Consider the following 23791-nt stretch of genomic DNA (forward strand, 5'->3'; position numbering starts at 1 on the left):
CGCCCATCGCGCCAGTTCAGACGCTTTCGTCGGTCCTGGTCTCGATACAGCCCAGCCAACCGAGGCCGCGATAAGTTTCGTAGCCGGGGGTTTCCGCGAACGCGACCAGCGCGCCATCATGCTGGTAATAACCGCTCGTCCGGCCATCCAGACGCAGCGGATAATGGCTGCCGAACGCGCCACGATCGCCGCCGGCGATCACGCGATGACTGGCATCGAGCAGCATCAGCTTCGAACCGCGTCGCTCGGCCGGGGTCAGGCCGATCCCGTCAAGCACCGCCGCCGCCTGCGGTTCCCAATCGAAGAAGATACCGAGCGCGCCGATCGCATTGCCGCGTGTCCGCCCCTCGGCGCGCACCGCCGTGGAATAGGTCGCGACTTGGGCGTTGCCGAGGGTCGGGTTGGTCGTGATGTCGCACACGCGGAATTCGTCACCGTTCGCGGTGGTCAGCGCATGGCGGAACCAGGCTTCCTGCGAGACATCGAGATTGTGGGCGAGTGGATAGCGATCGGGACGTCCGGTCGCGATCACCCGGCCTTCACGGTCGGCGACCCACAGGTCGAGATAAACGGTGTAGGATCGCAGTATCGTCGCCAGGCGCTCGCGCGCATGCTGGACGCTCTCACGCGACGGCTTCTGCAGCACGTCGACGATCGCGCTGTCGGTCGCCCACCAGCGGACGTCGCACGACCGTTCGTAGAGGTTGCGATCGATGATCTCGACCGCCGATCGCGCCAGATCGGTGTGGCGGGTGCCCTTGAAGTCGACGAGCATTTGCGTGCCGGCATTGCTGAGGGACGCGATATTCGCGCTGATCGCCTGACGCAGTTCACCACCGATATGGCTGATCGAGGTCGCGAGCACGCCCAGTTCCTGCGCCACCACCGAAAAGGCACGGCCCGCCTCGCCCGCGCGCGCCGCTTCGAGCCGCGCGTTGATCGCGAGCATGCCGGTCTGCTTCATCACCCGATCGAAGCGATCGACCTTTTCCTCGGTGACGCGCGACACTTCATAAGCCAGCCGTAATATATCGTCCTGCACAGCGACGTCTCCCCAACGGCCTCCTGCGGCTCCCTCTCGTCACAAAATCTGCGGCATTTGCTGCTCTGGGGTTCAACATGTCCGTCACAATGGTAAACCATCCGTAACCATGACGGCCGAAACCAGCAGAAAACCGGCTTTTTCCGGCCTAATCCACGGAGCGACCCAATGACCGAGCCTACCGGCCTGCCTTCGGCCATCGTCGATGCCCCACGAACGTCGCTAACTGAACTGTTCAAGCAGGAACCCGACCGCCTTTCGCGACTCGCGTTCGAGGAGTCGGGCATCCTGTTCGATTTCGCGAAAACCCATCTCGACGCCGGTCTGGTCAAGGCGTTCGCCGACCTCGCCGCCCAGCGCGGGCTGGTCGCCAAGCGCGATGCGCTGTTCGCTGGCGCGACGATCAACGTCACCGAAGGCCGCGCTGCCGAACATAGCGCCGAGCGCGGCCAGGGATCGCCCGAAAGCGTCGCACGGGCCCGCGGCCTGCAGGCGCGGATGCGCGCGTTGATCGACGCGATCGAAGCCGAAGCACTCGGACCCATCAGCCATATCCTGCATGTCGGCATCGGCGGATCAGCGCTCGGCCCCGAGCTTCTGGTCGATGCTTTAGGCCGCGACGCGGATCGCTACGACGTTGCGGTCGTCTCCAACGTCGATGGCGCCGCGTTGGAGGAGGTGTTCCAGAGCTTCGATCCCGCCGCCACGCTACTGGTCATCGCGTCGAAGACCTTCACCACCACCGAGACGATGATGAACGCACGGTCGGTGCTGTCGTGGATGGAGGAAGGCGGGGTCGACGATCCCTACGCGCAGGTCGTCGCCCTGACGGCGAGCCCCGACAAGGCGATCGAATGGGGTGTCGACGAGACACGCGTCCTGCCCTTCTCCGAAAGCGTCGGCGGGCGTTATTCGCTCTGGTCGTCGATCGGCTTTCCCGCCGCGCTCGGCCTCGGCTGGGATGCGTTCGAGGATATGCTGGAAGGCGCGGCGGCGATGGACCGCCATTTCCGCCTCGCCCCGCTGGAAAAGAACGCGCCGGTCATCGCCGCCTTCGTCGACCAATATTATTCGGCCGTGCGCGGCGCCGAGACCCGCGCCGTATTCGCGTACGACGAGCGGCTGCGGCTCCTGCCGTCTTATCTCCAGCAGCTCGAAATGGAATCGAACGGCAAGAGCGTGAAGGCCGACGGATCGCCCGTCGACGGCCCGACCGCAGCGATCACCTGGGGCGGGGTGGGCACCGACGCGCAACATGCCGTGTTCCAGCTGCTCCATCAGGGCACGCGCCTCGTCCCCGTCGAGTTCGTCGCGGTTTCGGAGCCGGGCCACGCGCTCGACGACGGGCATCACCGCGCGCTGCTGATCAACTGCTTCGCGCAGGGCGCCGCGCTGATGGCAGGCAAGGCGAATGACGATCCCGCCCGGGCCTATGCCGGCGACCGTCCGTCGACCACACTCCTGATCGACCAGCTGACCCCCGCACGGCTCGGCGCGCTGCTCGCCTTCTACGAGCACCGAACGTTCGTGAACGCGGTGCTGCTCGGCATCAACCCGTTCGACCAGTTCGGGGTCGAGCTGGGCAAGGAGATCGCCAAGTCGATCGAGAGCGAAGGCACCGACCGCTTCGACGCCTCCACCCGCGCACTGATCCAGCGGGCGTTCGGCTGACCTAGTTCGCAGTCGCCTCCTTCAGCGCCATCGCCGCGGCCTGCCCGGCATCGCTCTGCGGAGCGAGCTGGGCAGCGCGGGTCCAGGCGGCCTTGGCGTCGTCCAGATTGCCGCCGAGCGCGGCGATATTGCCCGCTTCATAGGCGACCGGCGCATCCTGCGGTGCGAGTTCGGCCGCCTTGCGAATCGCCTCAACCGCGCCGGGCAGATCCTTCTGCCGCCGGTTGAGCGTTGCGAGCAGCAGCCAGCCGAGCGGATCGCGCGGAACGAGCTTGGTCGCTTCCACCAGATCGAGCTTGGCGCCCGCCAGATCGTTAGCCGCAACGCCGGCACGCGCACGATCGAGCCGTACCTCGCCCTCCATCTCCGCACTCATCGTCTTGAGCCGGAGCGCGCGATCGAGCGAATTGCGGGAGCGCACAGGCTCGTCCGCCGCCAGCGCGGCATTGCCCGCCTGCATCCACAGCACGGCCGCCATCCGATCGTGGCGCAGTTCGGCGTCCTTGGCGACATCCTCGAAGGTTGCCGTCGCCGCCTGCCATTGCTCCAGCCCCGCTTGCGCGAGACCAAGGCACTGGCGCGCGGGCAGATCGCCCTTGTCGGCGATCCACGCCTTCGCGACGTCGACCGCTTTCAACGGATCGGCCTTGGCAAGCGCCGCGCAATCGGCGCCGCGTATGGGCTTGGGCACTTCGACCGTGGCGGCGGCGAGCAGCAACAGGGGTAGCATTGTCACTCCAAAAGGGCCGCGACCGTCGCGATCAGCAACGCGATGTCGGCATCGCGCGACAGGCGGTGATCGCCATCCTTGATCAGGATCGTCTGCACGTCGGCCGAACGCAGCGCCCGCGACGCGCGCAGCGCGATCGACACCGGGACGACATCGTCCATCTGCCCGTGCAGCAACCGCACCGGACCATCGAAGGCGATCTCGCCATCGAGCAGCAGGTTAGCCTGCCCCGATTGCCAGAAGCCATGGGTCGTCACATGGGGTTCACCATAGTCGCCGGCTTCCTCGATCCGGCGATCGGTGGCGAGGCGCGCGCGCTTTTCGTCGTCGAAATCCCATTCGGTGAAGTCGGGCGCCGCCGCGATCCCCACCAGCGCCTGCACCCGCCCCAGCCGCAACGCCACGAGCAGCGCCAGCCAGCCGCCCATCGACGATCCGACGACCAGCAGCGGCCCCGTCGGCGCAAAGGCATCGATCGCATCGAGCACGTCGCCGAGCCACAGGTCGAGCGTCCCGTCCTCGAAATCGCCCTCGCTCGCGCCGCAGCCGACATAATCGAGCCGCAGCATCGCACGGCCCGTCCGCCCGGCCCAGGCATCGAGCGCGGTCGCCTTGCCGCCCCCCATGTCGGATCGATAACCGGGGAGGAAGACGATCGTCGGCCCACGCCCCGGCCGATAGCGATAGGCGAGCGCGGGCTTGTCGGGGCGGGTGAGATAGGCGGTCATCGTGGGGGGCTTACTCCACCCCCGCGATCAAGTCAGCGCCGCGACTCGGCTTCGCTCACAGGAACATCGGGGGCAGCGGCCATGCGCGATCGTAGCAGGCGGGTGGATCGCGATCCGTCGCAACCGCCGGCTCGACGGGCCGGATTGCCGCCGGTACGCGATCGATGGGCGCGAGATAGGAGCCCTTGGGGTAGGCGCCGAAGGTTTCGTCCCATGCGCGCGAAAAGCCGCAATGCGGCACCGGCGACGTCGGAAAAGTGACCGCGCGAGCGATCTCGCACAGGCCCGTGATGCTGCCGATCACCAGCAGGCGGATCAGCATTGAGCGCCGCTCTTTCGACAAAACATTGCCCACCATCATGTCACCAAGGTGCGCCGCGAGGATCGCGAGCGCCGGGATCGATGCGCGCATCGTGAAATCGATCGACCAGCCGATCTGCACCAGCGGCGCGACCGCGAGGCACAAGCCGACGACCAGCAATGTCGCGCCTCCGAACCGCGCGCGCCATGCCCAGCCGGCGATCAGGAAGGGCACGGCCTCAACCAGCGCGAACAGCACATATTGGTTGAGCGGGATCGGAAAGAAGCGAACGCCCACCGCATCGGGCGCGGCGGCGAGATAGATCAGCCCCGGCAAGGCCAGCAACGTCGCGGATATTAAGGCGCACAAATCCCGGCGGCCGATCCGCTGAGCGATCAGCGCATGGAGCGCGAAGGGCATCGCCCCGATCGTGCCGAAGGGCGACCAGAGCGCGACCAGCGGCAATGTCGCGAACAGCACGCCGCTGCGCAGCCTGCCACTCCGCCACAGCAGATAAGCGAGCGCGGGCACCCAGCCCGCCAGCGCATGTTGCGGCACCCAGAACAGCAGGGTGATCGTCGACGAAAACTGGGTGAAGCCCCACCCTTCGAGATGCGCGGTCGGCGAAAAGCCGGCGATATGACCGCGCAGAAGCTGCCCGACGATGTCGAGCCCGCTGAAGCCGACGAAAACCGCCAGCGCGATCGCCCGGGCGCGGGCGGTTTCGAACAGGGTCGATGCGATCGCGAGCAACAGCCCGATCAGCAACCCGTTCTGCGTGAGCAGCGCGATATCGCCCACACCCTGCCCGCCTGCCTTCGCCGCAAGCGCCGGCACCAGATACATGCCGAGTGGTGCGCGCAGCAGATTGCCGTCTGCATAAACGAACGGCCACGGGTGAATGGCCATATCCCGCAACACCGCGTCACGGACCTGCCAGTCGGCATTGGCGTAGAAAAACCGCCCCTGCCCACCCAGCGCGCAAAGCAGCAGGGCAATCCCGATGCACAGCCACACGCGGCGCCAGGGGACGGCATCCAGCCTTTCCCGCGCAACCACCCGCACGAGTAGTATGATAGCCACAGCGTCGGCGACATAGATCAGCGGATTCGCGAAACCCAGAAAACGCTGCAGCAACACCAGATCGAGCGCGAGCCACCCCAGCAACCCCGCAAGCAGCCACGCGGCCGGAACCCCACGCGACACAGCGCGCGGAACGACGATTTCGGCAACCGCGATCGGATGGGCATGAATGCTCATCCGATCAGGTTAGAGGTTGAGGGGTTAAGGCGGGGTTCGCCTTATTTCATCAGCACCAGTTCTTCGGCCATCGACGGGTGCAGCGCGATCGTCTGGTCGAACTGCGCCTTGGTAAGCCCCGCCTTCACCGCGATCGCTGCGGCCTGAAGAATCTCCGGCGCGTCAGGGCTGATCATGTGGATGCCGAGCACCACGTCGGTCTCCGAATGCACGACCAGCTTGTAGAGCGAGCGTTCCGTCTTGCCGGCCAGCACGTTGCGCATCGGACGGAAATCGGAGGTGAAGACCTTCACTGATCCATATTGCTCGCGCGCCTTCTGCTCGGTCAGGCCGACGCCGGCCATCGGCGGGCTCGAAAAGACCGCGCTGGGGATCATATCGTAATCGACGCGGTGCGGTTTGTTGCCGAAAACGGTGTCGGCGAACGCCTGCCCCTCGCGGATCGCGACGGGGGTCAGCTGAACACGGTTGGTGACGTCGCCAACCGCATAGATGCTCGATACGCTCGACCGATTGTCCTCATCGACGACGATCGCGCCCTTGTCGTCGATCTCGACCCCGACCTCTTTCAGGCCGAGGCCATCGATCTTCGGGGTGCGGCCGATCGCGAACAGCAGCAGATCGGCGTCGCACTGATCATGCTCCTTGAAGTGGACGCACAGCGAGCCGTCCGCCTTTTTCTCGACCTTCTCGAACGCGGCGTTGAAAATGAATTCGATCCCCTTCTGCGTGGAGATCTGGAACAGCCGGTCGCGAATCTGCTCGTCATAGCCGCGCAGGATCTGGTCCGATCGGTTGACGACCGTCACCTTGGCGCCGAGCGCATGGAAGATGCCGGCGAATTCATTGGCGATGTAACCCGCGCCCGCAATTACCACCCGCTTGGGGAAGGTATCGAGGTGGAACACCTCGTTCGAAGTGATGCCATATTCGGCGCCCGGGCAATCGGGCACGACCGGCCACGCGCCGGTCGCGATCAGGATCTTGCCCGCCGTGACCTTCCTGCCGCTTGCCAGCGTAACCTCGTTCGGGCCGCTGACCGTCGCGCGCTCGTGGAACGTCTCGACGCCATTGTTGTCGAGCGTGTTCTGATAAAGGCCCTCAAGCCGATCGACATCGGCGTTGACGTTATCGCGCAGCACCTTCCAGTCGAAACTGGTTTCGCCCAGCGTCCAGCCGTAGCGCGCCGCGTCGTGCAGATCCTCGGCGAAGTGCGATCCGTAAACGAGCATCTTCTTGGGCACGCAACCGCGGATCACGCATGTGCCGCCGACGCGATGTTCCTCAGCCACAGCGACCTTCGCACCATGCGCTGCGGCAACGCGGGACGCGCGGACGCCACCCGATCCCGCGCCGATCACGAACAGGTCAAAGTCAAAATCGGCCATCGGGGGCGCCTCTCAGAAAAACGGTGTCGGACGCGATATGGCGACCGCCGTTTGATCGCGCAAACCGATCGTGATGATCAGACTGATCGTCAGGGTCGTTTACTGGACAACCCAGTCGGCGACGTCGGTTGCAATCGCGTTGCTCGCGCGGTTCAGCGCCTCGACGACGGCCCGCGAATCCTCCGACGCGACCGGCGCCGTCGACTCGAAGCGGCGCGCGCGAATCTGGTCCGATCCCTCACGCGCGACAGTCGCGTCGTAGATCACCAGCACCTTGCCCTGTCCACCGAGCAACTGGAACGCGACGAGCGATCCGCCGAGCCGCGTCGCGGGCGTGATGGAGGGATTGCGGCTGTCGGGTACGAAACGCCCCGTCTTGGCCTCGATCGTCTCCGCCAGCACGTTGCGGAACAGGCGGGCGGGCTCGTCGGCCCATGCGGTCTTGGGAAGATAGGCGAACGAGTCATTCGAACGCACCGCGACGCGCTGATTGCGCAACGGCGTTGGCGCGGTGATCAGGCCGACGCTGATCGCCTCCTTGTCGGTCACGGTCTTGGCGGTGTTGGCCGCCACCCGCGCGTCCGACGACAGGCTCATCAGCTGTGCGGGCGGATCCTCGCCGAAGCTGATGCAGCCGCCGAGCGCCAAAGCGCCGGAAAGGGCAAGGGCGAGAGGAAGGAACTGGCGCATCATGACCTCACTTGCCGGGCTTATAATCGGGGAGTTTGCTGCTGCCGCCGATCAACGCGCCCGCACCACCCCGATCGAGCTTGTTTGAGATCGCGCCGAGCGATTCGGACATTTCGGCCAGGTTTCGGACCAGCGAATTGATGTTTGGCACCGTCTGGGTCGAGAAGGATTTGAGTCCCGGCCGCGCGTCGGTGATCGCCGAATCGAGCGTCTCGATCGTGTGCTGCGCCGATTGCGTCGCCTTGTTCAAATTCTGCATCGCCGGGCCGACATCGCGGTTCATCACATTGTTGGTGCTTTCCGCCAGCGTCGCGATCTGCCCGGCGGCAACGCCGACCTGCTGCACCGCCGTCTTGGTTTCGGCGAGCGCGGCGGCGATTTCCGGCCCGCGATTGGCCAGATCGTTCGACAGGCGATCGACATTGCCCAGGATGCCGGTGATCGACTTCTGATTCTTGTCGTTGAGCAGCAGGGTCAGCCGCTCTGTCAGGGCCGACAGCCGCTGGAGCAATTCGGGGGCCGACGACAAAAGCTCGCCCAGCGCGCCCGGCTTGGTCGGGATCACCGGAACACCATAAGGGCCGGACTGCGTGATCGGCGGGGCGCCCTTGATCGCGCCATCAAGGTTGATCTGGCTGACCCCGGTAAAGCCGACCCCCGCGATCGTCGCGGTGGTACCCTGCAGGATCGGCGCCTCATTCTGGACACTGATGCGCACACGCACGAATTCCGGGCTTTCGGGCATCAGCTGGATCTTTTCGACCTTACCCACCGGCACGCCCGAAAAGGTCACCGCCGATCCTTTCGCCAGCCCGTCGATCGAGCTTTTGAAGAAGATATCGAATTTCTGTTCGCTGACCGCGGTGAAATTGGCGAGCCAGACGGTGAAGGCCAGAAGGGCCACCAGCATCGCAAGCACGACGCCGCCGACCAGCACATGGTTCGACCGGGTTTCCATCAGTGCGTCATCCCCGGTTTTCCCTCTTCGGCTTGTGCCTGCGCCCTTGCGACGGTGTCGGCCGCGGCGCGCCCGCGCGGCCCGTTGAAATATTCCTGAATCCAGGGATGATCCAACGCCAATAATTCCGGGATCGTTCCAACCGCGATCACCTGACGATCGGCCAGCACCGCGACACGATCGCAAATCGCATGCAGCGTATCGAGATCGTGGGTGATCAGGAATACGGTGAGCCGCATCGTGCCTTTCAGCGCGTGGATCAGATCGTCAAACGCCGCCGCACCGATCGGATCGAGGCCGGCGGTCGGTTCATCGAGGAACAGCAGCTGCGGATCGAGCGCGAGCGCGCGCGCCAGGCCGGCGCGCTTGCGCATGCCGCCCGACAGTTCGGACGGATATTTCGGCCCAGCTTCGGCGGACAGGCCCGACATCGCGACCTTATAGGCAGCAATCTCGTCGAGCAGCGTCTGATCGATATTCGGATAATATTGGCGGATCGGCACTTCGACATTTTCGGCGACGGTCAGCGTCGAAAACAGTGCGCCGTTCTGGAACAGCACGCCCCAGCGCTGGCGCACGCGCTGCGCTTCATGCTCATCGCGGCCGATCATGTTTTCACCGAACACCTCGACCGAACCTTCGGCCGGGGTCTGCAGCCCGATGATCGATCGCATCAGCACCGACTTGCCCGTACCCGATCCGCCGACGACCCCCAGGATCTCGCCGCGCCGCACGTCGAGATCGAGATTGTCGTGGACGATCTGCTCCCCGAAGCAATTTTTGAGGCCGCGCACGCGGATGATCGCATCGTCGCCCATCAGATCCACCCGATCGAGCTGAAGAACACCGCGAATACCGCGTCGAGCACGATGACGAGGAAGATCGCCTGGACGACCGAGGCCGTGGTGCGCAGGCCCACCTCCTCGGCATTGCCTTCCACCTGCATGCCCTGGAAACATCCCGAAATGCCAATCAGCAGCCCGAAGACCGGCGCCTTGATCAACCCGACCCACAGATCAGTGATCGGCACGACCTCGCGCACGCGCTGAACGAAGGTGATCGGCGGGATGTCGAGGTCGATCCAGCAGAAGATACCGCCACCGAGCATGGCGATGATCGCGGCGTAGAAGCCGAGCAGCGGCATCATCAGCACGCTGGCGAGTACGCGAGGAACGACCAGCGCCTCCATTGGCGACACGCCGATCGTGCGCATCGCATCGACTTCCTCGGCCAGCTTCATCGATCCGAGCTGCGCGGCGAAGGCGCTGCCCGATCGCCCGGCGACCATGATCGCGGTCATCAGCACGCCCAGTTCGCGCAGGGTGATGCGGCCGATCAGATTGATCGCGAACACCTCAGCACCGAACTGGCGCAGCTGGACCGCGCCCTGCTGCGCGATGACGATGCCAATCAGGAAGCTCATCAGCCCGATGATCGCGAGCGCCTTTACGCCCACCACTTCGAACTGGTGCGCTACGGCGTTGCCCCGGAAGCGGCGCGGATGGCGGATCACGCCCCAGAAACCGATCACCGTCGCGCCGAAGAAACCGAGCAGGCCGATCAGCGATCGTGCGGCGGCGTAGGTGGCGTCGCCGGTTTCCTGCAGCACGCGAACGAACCCGGGTTGCGGATCGGGGCGGATCTTGAGAGGCTGATCGGCGGCGGCGACCTTGGCGAGCAGTTCGGCCGCATCCTCATCCGCACCCTCGACCGGTACATCGCCTTCGCGGACGATACGGTGGATCAGCCAGGCACCGACGGTGTCGATCCGGTCGACCCCGCTCAGATCGATTTTCGCGGGCTGTTCGTCGATGGCTTCGAGCCGCGCGGGCAGATCATGGATGCTCGACAGCGTCATCGCGCCGGTGAATCGGAGCGTCCCCCCATCGAGACTGAAGTCGGCTGGCGCGTTCATCGCGTGGAGGAGTGGCGTAAAGGCGCGCGATCGGCAAGCATCCGTAATGAAATCCCGCGCGACGACGGATGTTCCGAGTCTAATTCGTCATCCCAGCTTTCGCTGGGATGACGAATATGGCTAAGCCCCGATTCATGACCGAACTCGCCATCTACGACATGGACCGGACGATCACGCGGACCGGCACCTTCACGCCCTTTTTGATCCACGCCGCGATGCGGCTCGCGCCGTGGCGGCTGATCTTCGCGCCGCTCGTGATCGTGGTGATGCTCGCTTATGTCGTGAAGCTGATCGAGCGGCGCACGTTGAAGGAGATCAACCAGACGCTGCTGATCGGCGGGAAACTGCCGCTCGTGCGGATCCGGCCGATCACCGAGAGCTATGCCGATTTCGTCATGAAGACCAACGTGCATCAGGGCGCGCTCGATCAGATCGCGGAAGATCGTGCGGCCGGGCGCCGGATCGTGATGGCGACTGCTTCGGCGCGGCTCTACGTCACCGCCATCGCCGATAGGCTGGGCTTCGACGATCTGATCGCCACCAACAGCATCTACGGGATCGACGATATCGTCACGGCAAAGATCGATGGCGAAAATTGCTACGGCCCCGCCAAGCTGCGGATGATCGAAGCGTGGATGGCGGCGCAGGGATTGTCGCGCGCCGATTGTCGGATCCGATTCTATTCGGATCACGCGTCCGACGCGCCGGTGCTCGCCTGGTCGGACGTCCCGTTCGCGGTCAACGCCCACGCCAAGCTGCGTCGCATGGCGCAGAGCCGGGGTTGGACGATCGTGGATTGGGGCCTGTAGTCCCGATCCGTCACCCCCTCGAAAGCGGGGGCCTATCCCGTGTCGTCACACGCGGAGAGTCTGCATGGATTCCCGCCGTCGCGGCGACGACAATGTGGGGGAAAGCGCCGAAGCGCCCCGATCAGCCCTGCTGGCTGCCGTCGGCCTTGGCGTAGATGAAGCCGTTGACCGGATAGGCCTTGTTGCCGACCTTGCCGATCGGCGCGAACCAGACCTTCACCTGGCTCCAGTCGTTGTTCGGCGAGGCATCGACGACGGTCACGTCGCGCTCGACCTGGCCGCGATGGCCGTTGATGATCGACCAGTTGGCATGGGTGATCTTGAGCATCCGATCGCCGACGACTTGGGTGACGGTCGCGACATGGCCCGAGCGCATCGAACCGATCGCCTTGAACACCATGACCGCGCCGACTTCGGGCGAATTGCCACGGACATATTTGCCGACGGCCTGGTTCCACCACGAAGCGGCGGCGCCGAACAGCTGGATGCCGGAAAACATGCGGGCGAAGGGAGCGCACTGGAGACCAGCGGCATTGGCCTGAGCGGGCGCCAAAGCCATGCCGGCAAGCAGCATGGAACCAACAATGGCGCGCAACGTTTTGGTCATGTGGTTTTCCCCACCCCGTCCCTTGAGCAAAGTCATGGGGGCCTTTTCGGGGCGAGGAAAGAGCAAAAGGTTAACAGGATGCTGCGCTGCGGTGAGTTGTTTTCACCGCACGATGGAATCCTTTTATCCACAGGATGAACCGTCAGAGCGCGACGCTGTCGAAGCGGATCGGGGCGCCGATCGCCTGATTGGCGAGCGCGCCGTCCCACATCACGCGGTTGCCGCGAATCACCGCACCGATCGGTTTGCCCGTCAGCGCCATGTCGGTGAACGGCGACCAGCCGCAGCGTGACGCGAGCCAGCTTTCCTCGACTTTCCAACGCTTCTTGAGATCGACGATCGTGAAGTCGGCATCATAGCCGAGCGCGATCCGCCCCTTGGTGCGCAGCCCGAACACGCGCTGCGGCCCCGCCGAGGTGAGTTCGATCAGATGTTGGAGCGTCAGCCGCCCTTCGGCGACATGGTTGAGCATCAGCGGCAGCAAAGTCTGCACGCCGGGCATGCCGCTGGGCGACGCAGGATAGGTCTTGGCCTTTTCCTCGATCGTGTGCGGCGCATGATCCGAACCGAGCACGTCGGGCACGCCTTGGCGCAGATAGTGCCACAGCCCGTCGCGATGCGCGCCCGACCGGATCGGCGGGTTCATCTGCGCATAGGTGCCGAGACGCGGATAGGCATCCTCCCCCGCCAGCGTCAGATGCTGGGGCGTCACCTCGCAGGTCGCGATATCCTTGTTCTGCGCGATCAGTGCGAGTTCGGCGGGCGTGGTGATGTGGAGGATGTGGATCTTGCGCCCCGTCTCGCGCGCGATCTTCAGGATGCGGCGCGTGGCGAGCAGCGCGCTTTCATCGTCGCGCCAGACCGGGTGGCTCGACGCATCTCCTTCGACCCGCTCGCCCATCCGCGCGATCATGCGCTGTTCGTCCTCTGCGTGGATCGCGACGCGGCGCTTGCCGGCGCGCAGCACCCGCGCGAGATGCTCGTCCTCGGCGACGAGCAGATTCCCGGTCGACGATCCCATGAAGATCTTCACCCCCGCCGTACCCGGCAGCATTTCGAGCTCGGCGAGCTTCTCCGCATTCTCGGTGGTCGCGCCGACATAGAAGGCGTGGTCGCACCACATCCGGTCCTTGGCGCGGGCAAGCTTGTCGTTGATCGCTTCGGCCGAATCGGTGTTCGGCTTGGTGTTGGGCATTTCGAACACTGCGGTGACGCCGCCCAGCACCGCCGAGCGGCTGCCGCTTTCCAGATCTTCCTTCGTCTCCAGCCCCGGCTCGCGGAAATGGACCTGGCTGTCGATCACGCCGGGCATGACGGTGAGGCCGGTGCAGTCGATCACTTCGCCCGCATCGCCATCTTCGCCGATCGCAACGATCTTGCCCCCCCGAACCCCGACGCTCGTCTCGATCGGGCCGCCAACGGTCCAGACGGTGCCGTTCTTGAGGATGAGATCATAAGTGGGGCTGGTCATGGTGCTTTCCTTTCGGCTTCGCGCTTCCTACCTTCGCGCCATGCCGCACACCACCCTTGAAGATCGCACCATTATCCGTCTGAGCGGCGCGGACGTCCGCGATTTCGTCCAGGGCCTCGTCACCAACGATGTCAGCGGCGACCTGCCCGTCTGGGCCGGGTTGCTGACGCCGCAGGGCAAGGCACTGTTCGATTTCCTCGTCTGGGCCGATGGCGACGATTTGCTGATCGACTGCGAAGCGTCGCAGGCCGAGGCGCTCGTCCGCCGCCTGTCGCTCTATCGCCTGCGCAAGCCGATCACGATCGCGATCGACCCCACGCTTGCCGTGCATTGGGCGCCTGATGGAAGCGAAGGTGTGCCCGACCCCCGCCTGCCCGCGCTCGGCCGCCGCTGGGTCGCCCCCGCCGACGAGCCCGCAGAAGGGTGGCGCGGGCATCGCCTTGCACTTGGCGTGCCCGAGGGTGTCGAGGAACTGGGATCGGACAAGACGCTCTGGCTCGAGGCCAATGCCGATCTGCTCAACGGGGTCAGCTTCACCAAGGGCTGCTATGTCGGGCAGGAAAACACCGCGCGGATGAACTGGCGCAACAAGGTCAACCGGCGGCTGTTCGTGCTGCCGGATGGCCGCGTGGAGCGGCGATCGGTCGACAATCCGGGCGACGCGCTGATCCCGACATGGATGGTGGCCGAACAGGCATGAGCGCCGCTGCAGAGGCTGCGGCCCGCGCTGGGGTCGACGCCCTGCGCCGGGGCGATGCGCGGGGTGCGCGCGCCGGGCTGGAACAGGCGATCACGCTGGGGATGAAGCCCGAACCCTGGTTTCTTCTCGCCCAGGCGAGTCGGTTGATGGGCGACGACGAACGCGAAAAGCACGCGCTCGACAAACTGCTCGAAGGCGATCCGCGCCACGCCGGCGCGCTGGTGCTGCGGGGCGATCTGGCGGCGCGGCACAAGGACAATCGAGCCGCGACATCCTTCTATTCGCAGGCGCTCTATGTCGCTGCATCGGGCCTGCCGATCCCCGATTCGATCCGCGCCGAATTGCCGCGCGTCCAGGCGTGGCTCGACAGTGCATCACGCGATTACAGCGCGCACCTGAATCAGACGCTGCGCAACGCGGGCTTCGGCACGCCCCCGCCGCGCCTTGCCGAAGCGATCGCGATCCTGACGGGCGAGGCCGAAGTCTATCTGCAACAGCCGACATCGTTCTTCTATCCCGGCCTGCCCCACACCCAGTTCTACGAACGCGAGCAGTTCGACTGGGCAGCGGAGATCGAAGCCGCCGCCGTCACCATCCGCAGCGAACTTGAAGCCTTCATCGCCGACAGCGAGGCGGCCTTCCGCCCCTATGTCGAGCGGGTCGAGGGGCGCCCGAACAAGGCGCACAGCCTGCTCGACGATCCGCGCTGGAGTGCGCTCCACCTCTGGCGCGAGGGTGGCCCGACCGAACATGCGGCGCGCTTCCCCGCCACGATGAAGGCGCTCGAGGTTGCGCCGATGCCCGTCATCAAGGCGCGATCGCCGAGCGCGCTGTTCTCGATGCTGCGGCCGGGGGCGCATATCCTGCCGCACAATGGCATGATCAACACGCGGCTGATCTGCCACCTGCCGCTGATCGTCCCAGGCGACTGCGCGCTGCGCGTCGGCAACCAGACCCGGGCGTGGGATCCGGGCGAGCTGACGATCTTCGACGATTCGATCGAGCATGAGGCATGGAATCGGTCGACCGAGACCCGCATCATCCTGCTGTTCGAAATCTGGCGCCCCGAACTCTCGACCGAGGAGCGCGCGGCGCTGACGGCCATGTACGAAGCGATCGGTCTTTACGACGCCGAATAAAGTCCTCCCCCGCCAGGGGAGGTGGCGCCGGAGGCCACGGAGGGGGAGGACGCGAGACCTTCAGTTGGCCGCCGCCCTCCCCCTCCGTCAGCTAAAGCTGACACCTCCCCTGGCGGGGGAGGATAAATCGCGTCAGGCGGCCAGCTTGCGCAGCACGTACTGCAGGATGCCGCCGTTCAGGAAATACTCCAGCTCGTTGACCGTATCGATCCGGCACCTGGTCAGGAAGGTTTCGACCGTGCCGTCGGCGCGGGTCATCTTCACGGTCACGTCCTGACGCGGGCGCAGGCTCGCGACGTCGATGATCGTGAAGGTCTCGGTCCCGTCGAGCTTCAATGTGTTGCGGTCGATGCCGTCGGCGAACTGCAGCGGCAGCACGCCCATACCGACAAGGTTCGAACGGTGGATACGTTCGAAGCTTTCGGTGATGACCGCCCGGACGCCAAGCAGGTTGGTGCCCTTGGCCGCCCAGTCGCGTGACGATCCGGTGCCATATTCCTTGCCCGCGACGACAACGAGTGGGGTGCCCTCGTCCTTATACTTCATCGCCGCGTCGTAGATCGCCATCACTTCCCCGGTCGGGATGTGCTTGGTCATGCCGCCTTCGACGCCGGGGATCATCTGGTTCTTGATGCGGATGTTGGCGAAGGTGCCGCGCATCATGATGTCGTGGTTGCCGCGGCGCGCGCCATAGCTGTTGAAGTCGGCCTTGGTGACCTGATGCTCCATCAGATAGCGGCCCGCAGGCGAATCGGCCTTGATCGATCCGGCCGGCGAGATGTGGTCGGTGGTGATCGAATCGGCGAAGATCGCAAGCGGGCGCGCCTCGATGATGTCGGTCACCGGCGCCGGGGTCATCGACATGCCATCGAAATAGGGCGGGTTGGCAACATAGGTCGAACCGGCCGGCCACGCATAGGTGTCCGAACCCTCTACCTCGATCGCCTGCCAGTGCTTGTCGCCCTGATAGACGTTGGCATAGCGCGTGACATACATCGCCGAATCGATCGCGGCCGCGACGGTGTTCGCCACCTCGGCGGTCGTCGGCCAGATGTCTTTCAGATAGACCGGCTTGCCCTCGGTCGACGTGCCGATCGGATCCTCGGTAATATCCTTCGCGGTGGTACCGAAGATCGAATAGGCGACGACCAGCGGGGGCGATGCCAGATAGTTGGCGCGCACGTCAGGGCTGACACGGCCCTCGAAGTTGCGATTGCCCGAAAGCACCGCCGAGGCGACCAGATCATTGCCGTTGATCGCCTTGCTGATCGGATCGGGCAACGGGCCCGAATTGCCGATGCAGGTGGTGCAGCCATAGCCGACCAGATTGAAGCCGATGGCGTCGAGATCCTTCTGAAGACCCGCACGCGCCAGATAATCGGTGACGACCTGACTGCCCGGGGCGAGCGAGGTCTTGACCCACGGCTTCGCCTTGAGGCCGAGCGCGTTCGCCTTGCGGGCGACCAGGCCGGCAGCGACCATCACCGACGGGTTCGACGTGTTGGTGCAGCTGGTGATCGCCGCGATCACGACGTCGCCATGGCCCAGATCGAAGTCGGTGCCTTCGACGGCGACGCGCTTGCTGCCCTCGTCACCCTTCTTGTACCCGCTGGCGAGTTCCGAATTGAACCCTTCGTCGACCGCGTTGAGCAGGACGCGATCCTGCGGGCGCTTCGGGCCGGCGAGCGATGGCTGCACCGTCGACATGTCGAGTTGCAGCGTATCGGTGAAGACCGGGTCTTCCGCGGTCGCATCGCGCCAGAAACCCTGCGCCTTGGCATAGGCCTCGGTCAGCGCGATCGTCTCATCGCTACGCCCCGTCAGGCGCATATAGACGAGGGTCGCGTCGTCGATCGGGAAGAAGCCGCAGGTCGCGCCATATTCGGGCGCCATGTTGGCGATGGTCGCGCGATCCGCGAGGCTCAGCGCGTCGAGGCCGGCACCGTAAAACTCGACGAAGCGGCCGACCACGCCCTTGGCACGCAGCATCTGCGTGACGGTCAAAACCAGATCGGTCGCGGTAATGCCTTCGTTCAGCGTGCCGGTCAGCTTGAAGCCGACGACTTCGGGGATCAGCATCGACACGGGCTGGCCCAGCATCGCGGCTTCGGCCTCGATGCCGCCGACGCCCCAGCCAAGCACGCCCAGGCCGTTGACCATCGTCGTATGGCTGTCGGTGCCGACGCAGGTGTCGGGATAGGCGACCGGGGTGCCCGATCCGTCGGCCGAGCTCCACACCGCCTGCGCGATATTCTCCAGATTGACCTGGTGGCAGATGCCGGTGCCGGGGGGCACCACCTTGAAATTGTTGAGCGCCTTCGATCCCCAGCGCAGAAACTCGTACCGCTCGCCATTGCGGGCATATTCGAGTTCGACATTCTCATCGAACGCCTTGGGGGTACCGAAGCTGTCGACCATCACCGAGTGATCGATGACGAGGTGGACGGGAACCAGCGGATTGATCTTCTGCGCGTCGCCGCCCAGCTTTCCCATCGCATCGCGCATCGCGGCCAGATCGACCACGCAGGGGACGCCGGTGAAATCCTGCATCAGCACGCGCGCGGGGCGGTACTGGATTTCGCGTTCGGACTTGCGCTCCTTCTGCCAGTCGATGATCGCCTGGACATCCTCGACGGTGACGGTGGTGCCGTCTTCGAAGCGGAGGAGATTTTCGAGCAACACCTTCATCGAGAACGGCAGTCGGGATACGTCACCCAGCTGTTCGGCCGCCTTCGCCAGCGAATAATAAGCGTAGTGCTTGCCATCGACGTTGAGAGTCGCGCGAGTCTTGAGCGTATCCTGGCCAACCGCTGTCATGCGTCGCCCCCTTCTTTTCGTGAAGATGATAGGGACTATATAGGCGCGGACGTTGACAGGAAAAGGGCGCAGCACGGCTTCCGTGCCATCTCAAGGCGGCGCGGGACTTATCTTCGTGCTGCAACGCGGCACCCCGCGTCGTATCAGTGGCCGGCGGGCTCCAGCGGACGGGCAAGGTCCGAGAACGCCTGCACGACAGCCTGCGCGCTCGACAACAGGCCAAGGCAATTGTCCGCGCAGGTGAGTGCGCGGAACATCGCATGCGCGGCGCGCGGGCTTTCGCACGATCCCGCCACCGCTTCGACCAGCATCGATTCGGCCGCCGTCATCCGGCAGCAGCACGCCGGCGCGATCATGATCGATCGTTCGGAAACCCGCGCCAGTTCGGACATGAGCGCGCGCATCAGCACCAGCGGACGGCGAAAAGACAGGCCGAACGCGCCGATCAGCGCATTGGCCGCCTGCGCATCGTTGAGGCCGCCCGCGCCCATCCGCCGTACGGCGTGGAGGAACAGGCGCACGCCATCGTCGTCGGGTGCTGCGATCGGCAGGATATCGGCGATGGGCTTGGCCTGGCTGCTCATTGGGGCGTCCTCCTTGTAGGGATGCAGAGGAGCCCATTTGTTATTGCAAGTCAATCGCAATTGCAGAAAGAGTCAGTCGGGCAACATCCCGTTTGCGGCGAGCACCGTTCCGGCGAGATAAAGCGAACCGCCGATCAGCACGACGGGCGGCAGATCGCCCGGCTCGACGGCAATCGCCGACAGTGCCGATTCGACCCCGTCGCTGCTCCACGCCTTGAAACCGGCGCTGCGCGCCAACGCGGCGAGCGCCTCGGGTTCATGATGGGCGTGGCCCGCGATCGGCACCGCATGCACGGTCGCACCGATGAGCCCCAAGCTGCCCAGAAAGCCCGCCGCATCCTTGTTCGCGAGCAGACCGAGGATCAGGTGGAGCGGCCTGTCGCCAGCAAAGCGGCTCCGCAGAAAATCGCCGATCGCCCGCGCCGCTGCCGGATTATGCCCGCCGTCGAGCCATAGTTCGGAGCCGGGCGGCAACATCCCCAGCAACGGCCCGTCGTGCAGATGCTGCAGCCGGGCAGGCCAGTGCGCCCACCCCATCGCCGCGCGCAACGCCGATGGCGGGATCGTCAGCGCCTGCTGATGCCGCAGCATCGCGACCGCCAGGCCGGCATTCATCGCCTGATGCCCGCCCGCAAGGCTCGGCAATGGCAGTTCGAGTTTGCCCTGCGCATCGCGATAATGGAGCCGCCCGCGATAGGCCGCTCCGTCCCAGACACCGCCTTTCGCCAGCCACGGCGCCCCGGCTGCGCGGGTCGCCTGCCCGATCCGGTTCGCGACATTGGCGGGATAATGGAGGGTGACGATCGGCACGCCAGCCTTAGCGATGCCCGCCTTTTCGGCGGCGATATCCTCAATCTTGTCGCCGAGGAACGCCTGATGATCGAGGCCCAGCTGCGCAATGCCGCAAATTGCCGGCGCCTCGATCACATTGGTCGCGTCGAGCCGACCGCCCAGCCCCACTTCGATGATGCAGGCATCGGCCGGCGCGCGCGAAAAGGCCAGCAAGGCGGCAGCGGTCGTCACTTCGAAGAAGCTGGCGCCCAAATCTCCGCCGACCTCCAACACTTCGGCCAGCAGCGGCGCGAGTTCGGCATCCTCGATCAATTCGCCCGCGATCCGGATCCGCTCATTGAAGCGCACGAGATGGGGGCTGGTGTAGACATGCGCGCTCATCCCCGCCGCCTCGATCGCGGCGCGCAGATAGGCGCAGGTCGATCCCTTGCCGTTCGTCCCCGCCACATGGAAGACCGACGGCAGACGATCCTGCGGCCGCCCGAGCCGATCGAGCAGCGTCGTGATCCGATCGAGCCCCAGGATATCGGCCCCTGGCGACAATAGGGTCAGTCGATCGAGCTGTGCCTGCACCGCAGGATCGGAGGAGACGGCAAAGTCGACCATCTCAGTAGCGGATCACGCCGCCTTCTTCTGCGGCGCCAGATAGTCGATCAGGCGCGCGAGTTCGCGGCGCAGGTCGGCGCGGACGACGACCATGTCGAGCATGCCGTGATCGAGCAGATATTCGGCGCGCTGGAAGCCTTCGGGCAGCTTTTCGCGGATCGTCTGTTCGATCACGCGCTGGCCTGCAAAGCCGATCAGCGCCCCCGGCTCGGCCAGCTGGACATCGCCTAGCATCGCATAGGATGCGGTGACGCCGCCGGTCGTCGGATCGGTCATCACGACGATATAGGGCAGGCCCGCATCGTGGAGCTTCTGGATCGCCACCGTAGTCTTGGGCATCTGCATCAGCGAGAGGATACCCTCCTGCATCCGCGCGCCGCCGGCCGCGGTGAAGATGATGTACGGGCACTTGTCCGCAATCGCCGCCTCGACCCCCGCGACGAACGCCGCGCCGACCGCCAGCCCCATCGATCCGCCCATGAAGGCGAAGTCCTGCACGCCGACGACGGCGCGGAATCCCTCGATCAAACCGCGCGCATTGATCAGCGCGTCCTGTTCGCCGGTCGCGGTGCGCGCCGCCTTGATCCGATCGGCATATTTCTTCGTGTCGCGGAATTTGAGCGGATCTTCGCGCACTTCGGGCGTGGGCAACGGCGTATAGACGCCATTGTCGAACAGCTGGTCGAAGCGCTCGTCGGGTCCAATCCGGCCGTGATGGTTGCAGCGCGGGCAGACCGACAGATTTTCCTCATATTCCTTCACGAAGATCATCTGCGCGCAGCCCGGGCACTTGTGCCAGAGGTTCTCGGGCGCATCCCGCTTCGCGATGAAGGGGATCTTCTTGCGGACATTATCGAGCCAGCTCATGCGGCTTTCTCCCGGTCGGCCGAGCGGATCGCACCGCTCAAGGCCTCGATGAATTGACGAACGGCAGGCGCGGCAGTCGCGCCCTCTTGCCCCACTATATCGACGATCGCGGAGCCGACCACCACCCCATCGGCGACAGCGGCGATCGCGGCCGCCTGTTCGGGGGTGCGCACGCCGAAGCCGACCGCGACGGGCAGGTCGGTGCCCGCCTTCAGCCGCGCGACCGCATCCTCGATGCTGGCCTGCGCCGCCTGCTGCAGCCCGGTAATCCCCGCGACCGAGACATAATAAAGGAAGCCCGATGCGCCATCCAGGACGGCGGGCAGCCGCTTGGCATCGGTTGTGGGGGTCGCGAGCCGGATCGGATCGACCCCCGCCGCGCGCAGCGCCGGCCCGAGATCGCGATCCTGTTCCGGCGGAATATCGACGCAGATCACCCCGTCGACGCCCGCTTTGGCGCATTCGGCCGCGAACCACTCCGCGCCACGGCGGACCATCGGATTGGCGTAGCCCATCAGCACCAGCGGCACGCTGGGGTGCCGTGCACGAAAAGCGGCGGCCATCGCGAAGATGTCGGCGGTGGTCGTATTCGCGTCCAACGCGCGCAGCCCCGCCTTCTGGATCGCGGGGCCATCGGCCATCGGATCGGTAAAGGGCATGCCCAGTTCGATCACGTCGGCCCCGCCCGCGACGAGCGCGTCGAGGATCGCCGCGGTATCGCCCTGCGTCGGATCGCCCCCCATCACATAGGTGACGAGCGCTGCGCGCCCTTCGCCCTTCAGCCGCGCGAAAGTCGTCGCTAGGCGGCTCACAGCGCCACCCCCAGCCGATCGGCGATCGTTGGAATATCCTTGTCGCCGCGGCCCGACAGGTTGACGACGATGATCTTGTCCTTGCCCATCGTCGGCGCGATCTTCTCGCACGCCGCGACCGCATGCGCGGATTCGAGCGCGGGGATAATCCCTTCGAGCTTTGTCAGCCGCTGGAAGCTGTCGACCGCCTCATTGTCGGTGACGGGCACGTACTTCACCCGGCCGATTTCGTGCAGCCAGCTATGTTCGGGGCCGATCCCCGGATAATCGAGCCCGGCCGAGATCGAGTGCGGCTCTGTGATCTGACCATCCTCGTCCTGGAGAAGATAGGTGCGATTGCCGTGGAGGACGCCTGGCGTCCCGCCGGTCAGGCTCGCGGCATGGCGGCCGGTGTCGACCCCGTCGCCCGCCGCCTCGGTGCCGACCATCGCGACATCCGCGTCGTCGAGGAAGGGATGGAACAGCCCGATCGCGTTCGATCCGCCGCCGACCGGCGCGATCAGCATGTCGGGCAGGCGCCCCTCGACCGCCAGGATCTGCTGGCGCGTTTCGTTGCCGATCACCGATTGGAAGTCGCGGACCAGCTCCGGATAGGGATGCGGGCCGGCTGCGGTGCCGATGATGTAGAAGGTGTCGTGAACGTTCGCGACCCAATCGCGCAGCGCCTCGTTCATCGCATCCTTGAGCGTCTGCGCGCCGCTGATCACCGGGCGGACTTCCGCCCCGAGCAGCTTCATACGGAACACGTTCGGCTGCTGCCGCGCGACATCGACCGCGCCCATGAAGATCGTGCAGGGCAGGCCGAAGCGTGCCGCGACGGTGGCGGTCGCCACGCCATGCTGGCCTGCGCCTGTCTCCGCGATGATCCGGGTCTTGCCCATGCGGCGGGCCAACAGGATCTGGCCGATGCAATTGTTGATCTTGTGCGCGCCGGTGTGGTTCAGCTCCTCACGCTTCAGGTAGATCTTGGCGCCACCCAGATGCTCGGTCAGCCGCTCGGCATAATAAAGCGGGCTCGGCCGGCCGACATAATTGGCCAGCAGATCGTCGAATTCGGCCTTGAACGCGGGATCGGCCTTCGCCGCACGATATTCACCCTCGAGATCGAGGATCAGCGGCATCAGCGTCTCGGAGACATAGCGTCCGCCGAACTGGCCGAACTGGCCCTGCGCATCGGGATAGGAGCGCAGGGAATTAGGCAGGGGGGAATTTGGGATGGCTTCGGTCATAATTGCGCGATCCGTTGGAGGAAGGCGGCGATCTTGTCCACGTCCTTTACGCCGGCTGAGCTTTCCACGCCCGACGAGACGTCGATCAGCCGCGCGCCCGTCCGGCCCGCCGCATCGCCGACATTGCCGGCATCGATGCCTCCCGCCAGCGCCCAGGGCAGCGGATGCGCGAAGCCGTCGAGCAGCGCCCAATCGAAGCGCAATCCCATGCCACCGGGCAGCGCGCCTTCGGGCGTCTTGGCGTCATAGAGGATGCGATCGGCCGCCCCCTTATAGGCGCGCGCCTTGTCGAGATCGGCGCGGGTGCGGATCGACAGAACCTTCCACGCCTCGATCCCGTGTCGCACCTTGAGCGCCGCAACCCGCTCGGGGGTCTCGCCGCCGTGCAACTGGATCACATCGAGCCCCGCCGCGACGGCCCGGGCGACCATATCGTCATCGGGATCGACGAGAACGCCGACCTTCTTGACGTGTTCGGGCACGATCGCGCCAAGCTGCGCCGCCTGATCGGGCTCCACGTTGCGCGGGCTTTTCGGGAAGAACATGAAGCCGACATGGCTCGCCCCATGGCGCACGGCGGCGGCCACCGTTTCCGGCGTCGAAAGCCCGCAGATCTTGGCGGTTACGCGCTGCATGGAGCGGCATGTCGGCTTGGGACGCCCTCACGTCAACCAT

22 protein-coding genes are annotated in these 23791 nt (G+C 65.4%); 4 read left to right on the forward strand and 18 right to left on the reverse strand.

What is annotated here, in order from left to right:
- Positions 1-16 precede the first annotated feature (16 nt).
- Positions 17-1042, reverse strand: a complete 1026-nt coding sequence (locus FYJ91_RS15210) for a cache domain-containing protein (protein ID WP_181008529.1) — start codon at positions 1040-1042, stop codon at positions 17-19.
- Positions 1043-1210: 168 nt separating this feature from the next.
- On the opposite strand from FYJ91_RS15210, the gene pgi reads away from it, so the two are divergent.
- Entirely contained in the window at positions 1211-2713 is a 1503-nt protein-coding gene (pgi, locus tag FYJ91_RS15215) for a glucose-6-phosphate isomerase (RefSeq protein WP_149523099.1), read from the forward strand.
- 1 nt (position 2714) lies between these two features.
- Here the strand turns inward: pgi and FYJ91_RS15220 are convergent, their stop codons facing one another.
- The 8 genes from FYJ91_RS15220 to FYJ91_RS15255 form a co-directional block, all read right to left on the reverse strand.
- On the reverse strand, positions 2715-3443 hold the full coding sequence (locus FYJ91_RS15220; protein WP_149523100.1) for a tetratricopeptide repeat protein: 729 nt from the start codon (positions 3441-3443) through the stop codon (positions 2715-2717).
- A 2-nt stretch (positions 3444-3445) separates the two neighbouring features.
- Positions 3446-4171: an alpha/beta hydrolase gene (locus FYJ91_RS15225; protein WP_149523101.1), complete on the reverse strand. Its 726-nt coding sequence runs from the start codon at positions 4169-4171 to the stop codon at positions 3446-3448.
- A 55-nt stretch (positions 4172-4226) separates the two neighbouring features.
- Complete coding sequence (locus FYJ91_RS15230) at positions 4227-5732, reverse strand: hypothetical protein (protein ID WP_246152644.1); 1506 nt, start codon at positions 5730-5732, stop codon at positions 4227-4229.
- A 41-nt stretch (positions 5733-5773) separates the two neighbouring features.
- Entirely contained in the window at positions 5774-7120 is a 1347-nt protein-coding gene (gor, locus tag FYJ91_RS15235; protein WP_149523102.1) for a glutathione-disulfide reductase, read from the reverse strand.
- A 99-nt stretch (positions 7121-7219) separates the two neighbouring features.
- Positions 7220-7813 carry an ABC-type transport auxiliary lipoprotein family protein gene (locus FYJ91_RS15240; protein ID WP_149523103.1) on the reverse strand — a complete coding sequence of 198 codons (594 nt, stop codon included), beginning with the start codon at positions 7811-7813 and terminating at the stop codon, positions 7220-7222.
- Positions 7814-7817: 4 nt separating this feature from the next.
- The gene (locus FYJ91_RS15245) at positions 7818-8768 is read right to left on the reverse strand and encodes an MlaD family protein (RefSeq protein ID WP_149523104.1); all 951 of its coding nucleotides are present in this window, start codon (positions 8766-8768) and stop codon (positions 7818-7820) included.
- Positions 8768-9586: an ABC transporter ATP-binding protein gene (locus FYJ91_RS15250; protein ID WP_149523105.1), complete on the reverse strand. Its 819-nt coding sequence runs from the start codon at positions 9584-9586 to the stop codon at positions 8768-8770. The genes FYJ91_RS15245 and FYJ91_RS15250 overlap by 1 nt, the downstream gene beginning before the upstream one ends.
- Positions 9586-10683 carry an ABC transporter permease gene (locus tag FYJ91_RS15255; protein WP_149523106.1) on the reverse strand — a complete coding sequence of 366 codons (1098 nt, stop codon included), beginning with the start codon at positions 10681-10683 and terminating at the stop codon, positions 9586-9588. Before FYJ91_RS15255 ends, FYJ91_RS15250 begins: the two co-directional genes overlap by 1 nt.
- A 134-nt stretch (positions 10684-10817) precedes the next feature.
- On the opposite strand from FYJ91_RS15255, the gene FYJ91_RS15260 reads away from it, so the two are divergent.
- Positions 10818-11492 carry an HAD family hydrolase gene (locus tag FYJ91_RS15260; RefSeq protein ID WP_149523391.1) on the forward strand — a complete coding sequence of 225 codons (675 nt, stop codon included), beginning with the start codon at positions 10818-10820 and terminating at the stop codon, positions 11490-11492.
- Between the two features lie 121 nt (positions 11493-11613).
- Here FYJ91_RS15260 and FYJ91_RS15265 read toward each other — a convergent pair whose 3' ends face one another.
- On the reverse strand, positions 11614-12099 hold the full coding sequence (locus FYJ91_RS15265; protein ID WP_181008530.1) for a CHAP domain-containing protein: 486 nt from the start codon (positions 12097-12099) through the stop codon (positions 11614-11616).
- Positions 12100-12241: 142 nt separating this feature from the next.
- Positions 12242-13570 (reverse strand): dihydroorotase, encoded by a 1329-nt coding sequence (locus tag FYJ91_RS15270; protein ID WP_149523108.1) that lies wholly within the window; start codon positions 13568-13570, stop codon positions 12242-12244.
- Between the two features lie 40 nt (positions 13571-13610).
- Between FYJ91_RS15270 and ygfZ the strand changes: the two genes are divergently transcribed.
- Positions 13611-14270: a CAF17-like 4Fe-4S cluster assembly/insertion protein YgfZ gene (ygfZ, locus tag FYJ91_RS15275; protein WP_149523392.1), complete on the forward strand. Its 660-nt coding sequence runs from the start codon at positions 13611-13613 to the stop codon at positions 14268-14270.
- A complete protein-coding gene (locus tag FYJ91_RS15280) occupies positions 14267-15409 on the forward strand; it encodes an aspartyl/asparaginyl beta-hydroxylase domain-containing protein (RefSeq protein WP_181008531.1) in 1143 nt (380 codons plus the stop codon). The genes ygfZ and FYJ91_RS15280 overlap by 4 nt, the downstream gene beginning before the upstream one ends.
- Positions 15410-15541: 132 nt before the next feature.
- Here the strand turns inward: FYJ91_RS15280 and acnA are convergent, their stop codons facing one another.
- The 7 genes from acnA to FYJ91_RS15315 all read right to left on the reverse strand — a co-directional run bounded on the left by acnA (position 15542) and on the right by FYJ91_RS15315 (position 23751).
- A complete protein-coding gene (acnA, locus tag FYJ91_RS15285; protein WP_149523110.1) occupies positions 15542-18226 on the reverse strand; it encodes an aconitate hydratase AcnA in 2685 nt (894 codons plus the stop codon).
- 143 nt (positions 18227-18369) lie between these two features.
- Positions 18370-18810: a DUF6628 family protein gene (locus tag FYJ91_RS15290; RefSeq protein WP_149523111.1), complete on the reverse strand. Its 441-nt coding sequence runs from the start codon at positions 18808-18810 to the stop codon at positions 18370-18372.
- Between the two features lie 72 nt (positions 18811-18882).
- Positions 18883-20208, reverse strand: coding sequence for a bifunctional folylpolyglutamate synthase/dihydrofolate synthase (locus FYJ91_RS15295; RefSeq protein ID WP_149523112.1), 1326 nt, complete (start codon positions 20206-20208; stop codon positions 18883-18885).
- A 12-nt stretch (positions 20209-20220) separates the two neighbouring features.
- On the reverse strand, positions 20221-21075 hold the full coding sequence (gene accD, locus FYJ91_RS15300) for an acetyl-CoA carboxylase, carboxyltransferase subunit beta (RefSeq protein WP_149523113.1): 855 nt from the start codon (positions 21073-21075) through the stop codon (positions 20221-20223).
- The gene (trpA, locus tag FYJ91_RS15305) at positions 21072-21887 is read right to left on the reverse strand and encodes a tryptophan synthase subunit alpha (protein WP_149523114.1); all 816 of its coding nucleotides are present in this window, start codon (positions 21885-21887) and stop codon (positions 21072-21074) included. The genes accD and trpA overlap by 4 nt, the downstream gene beginning before the upstream one ends.
- Positions 21884-23116, reverse strand: coding sequence for a tryptophan synthase subunit beta (trpB, locus tag FYJ91_RS15310; RefSeq protein WP_149523115.1), 1233 nt, complete (start codon positions 23114-23116; stop codon positions 21884-21886). The genes trpA and trpB overlap by 4 nt, the downstream gene beginning before the upstream one ends.
- Positions 23113-23751, reverse strand: coding sequence for a phosphoribosylanthranilate isomerase (locus tag FYJ91_RS15315; protein ID WP_149523116.1), 639 nt, complete (start codon positions 23749-23751; stop codon positions 23113-23115). Before FYJ91_RS15315 ends, trpB begins: the two co-directional genes overlap by 4 nt.
- Positions 23752-23791: the final 40 nt, after the last annotated feature.

It is taken from the genome of Sphingomonas montanisoli, from assembly GCF_008274695.1.
Lineage (GTDB): Bacteria > Pseudomonadota > Alphaproteobacteria > Sphingomonadales > Sphingomonadaceae > Rhizorhabdus > Rhizorhabdus montanisoli.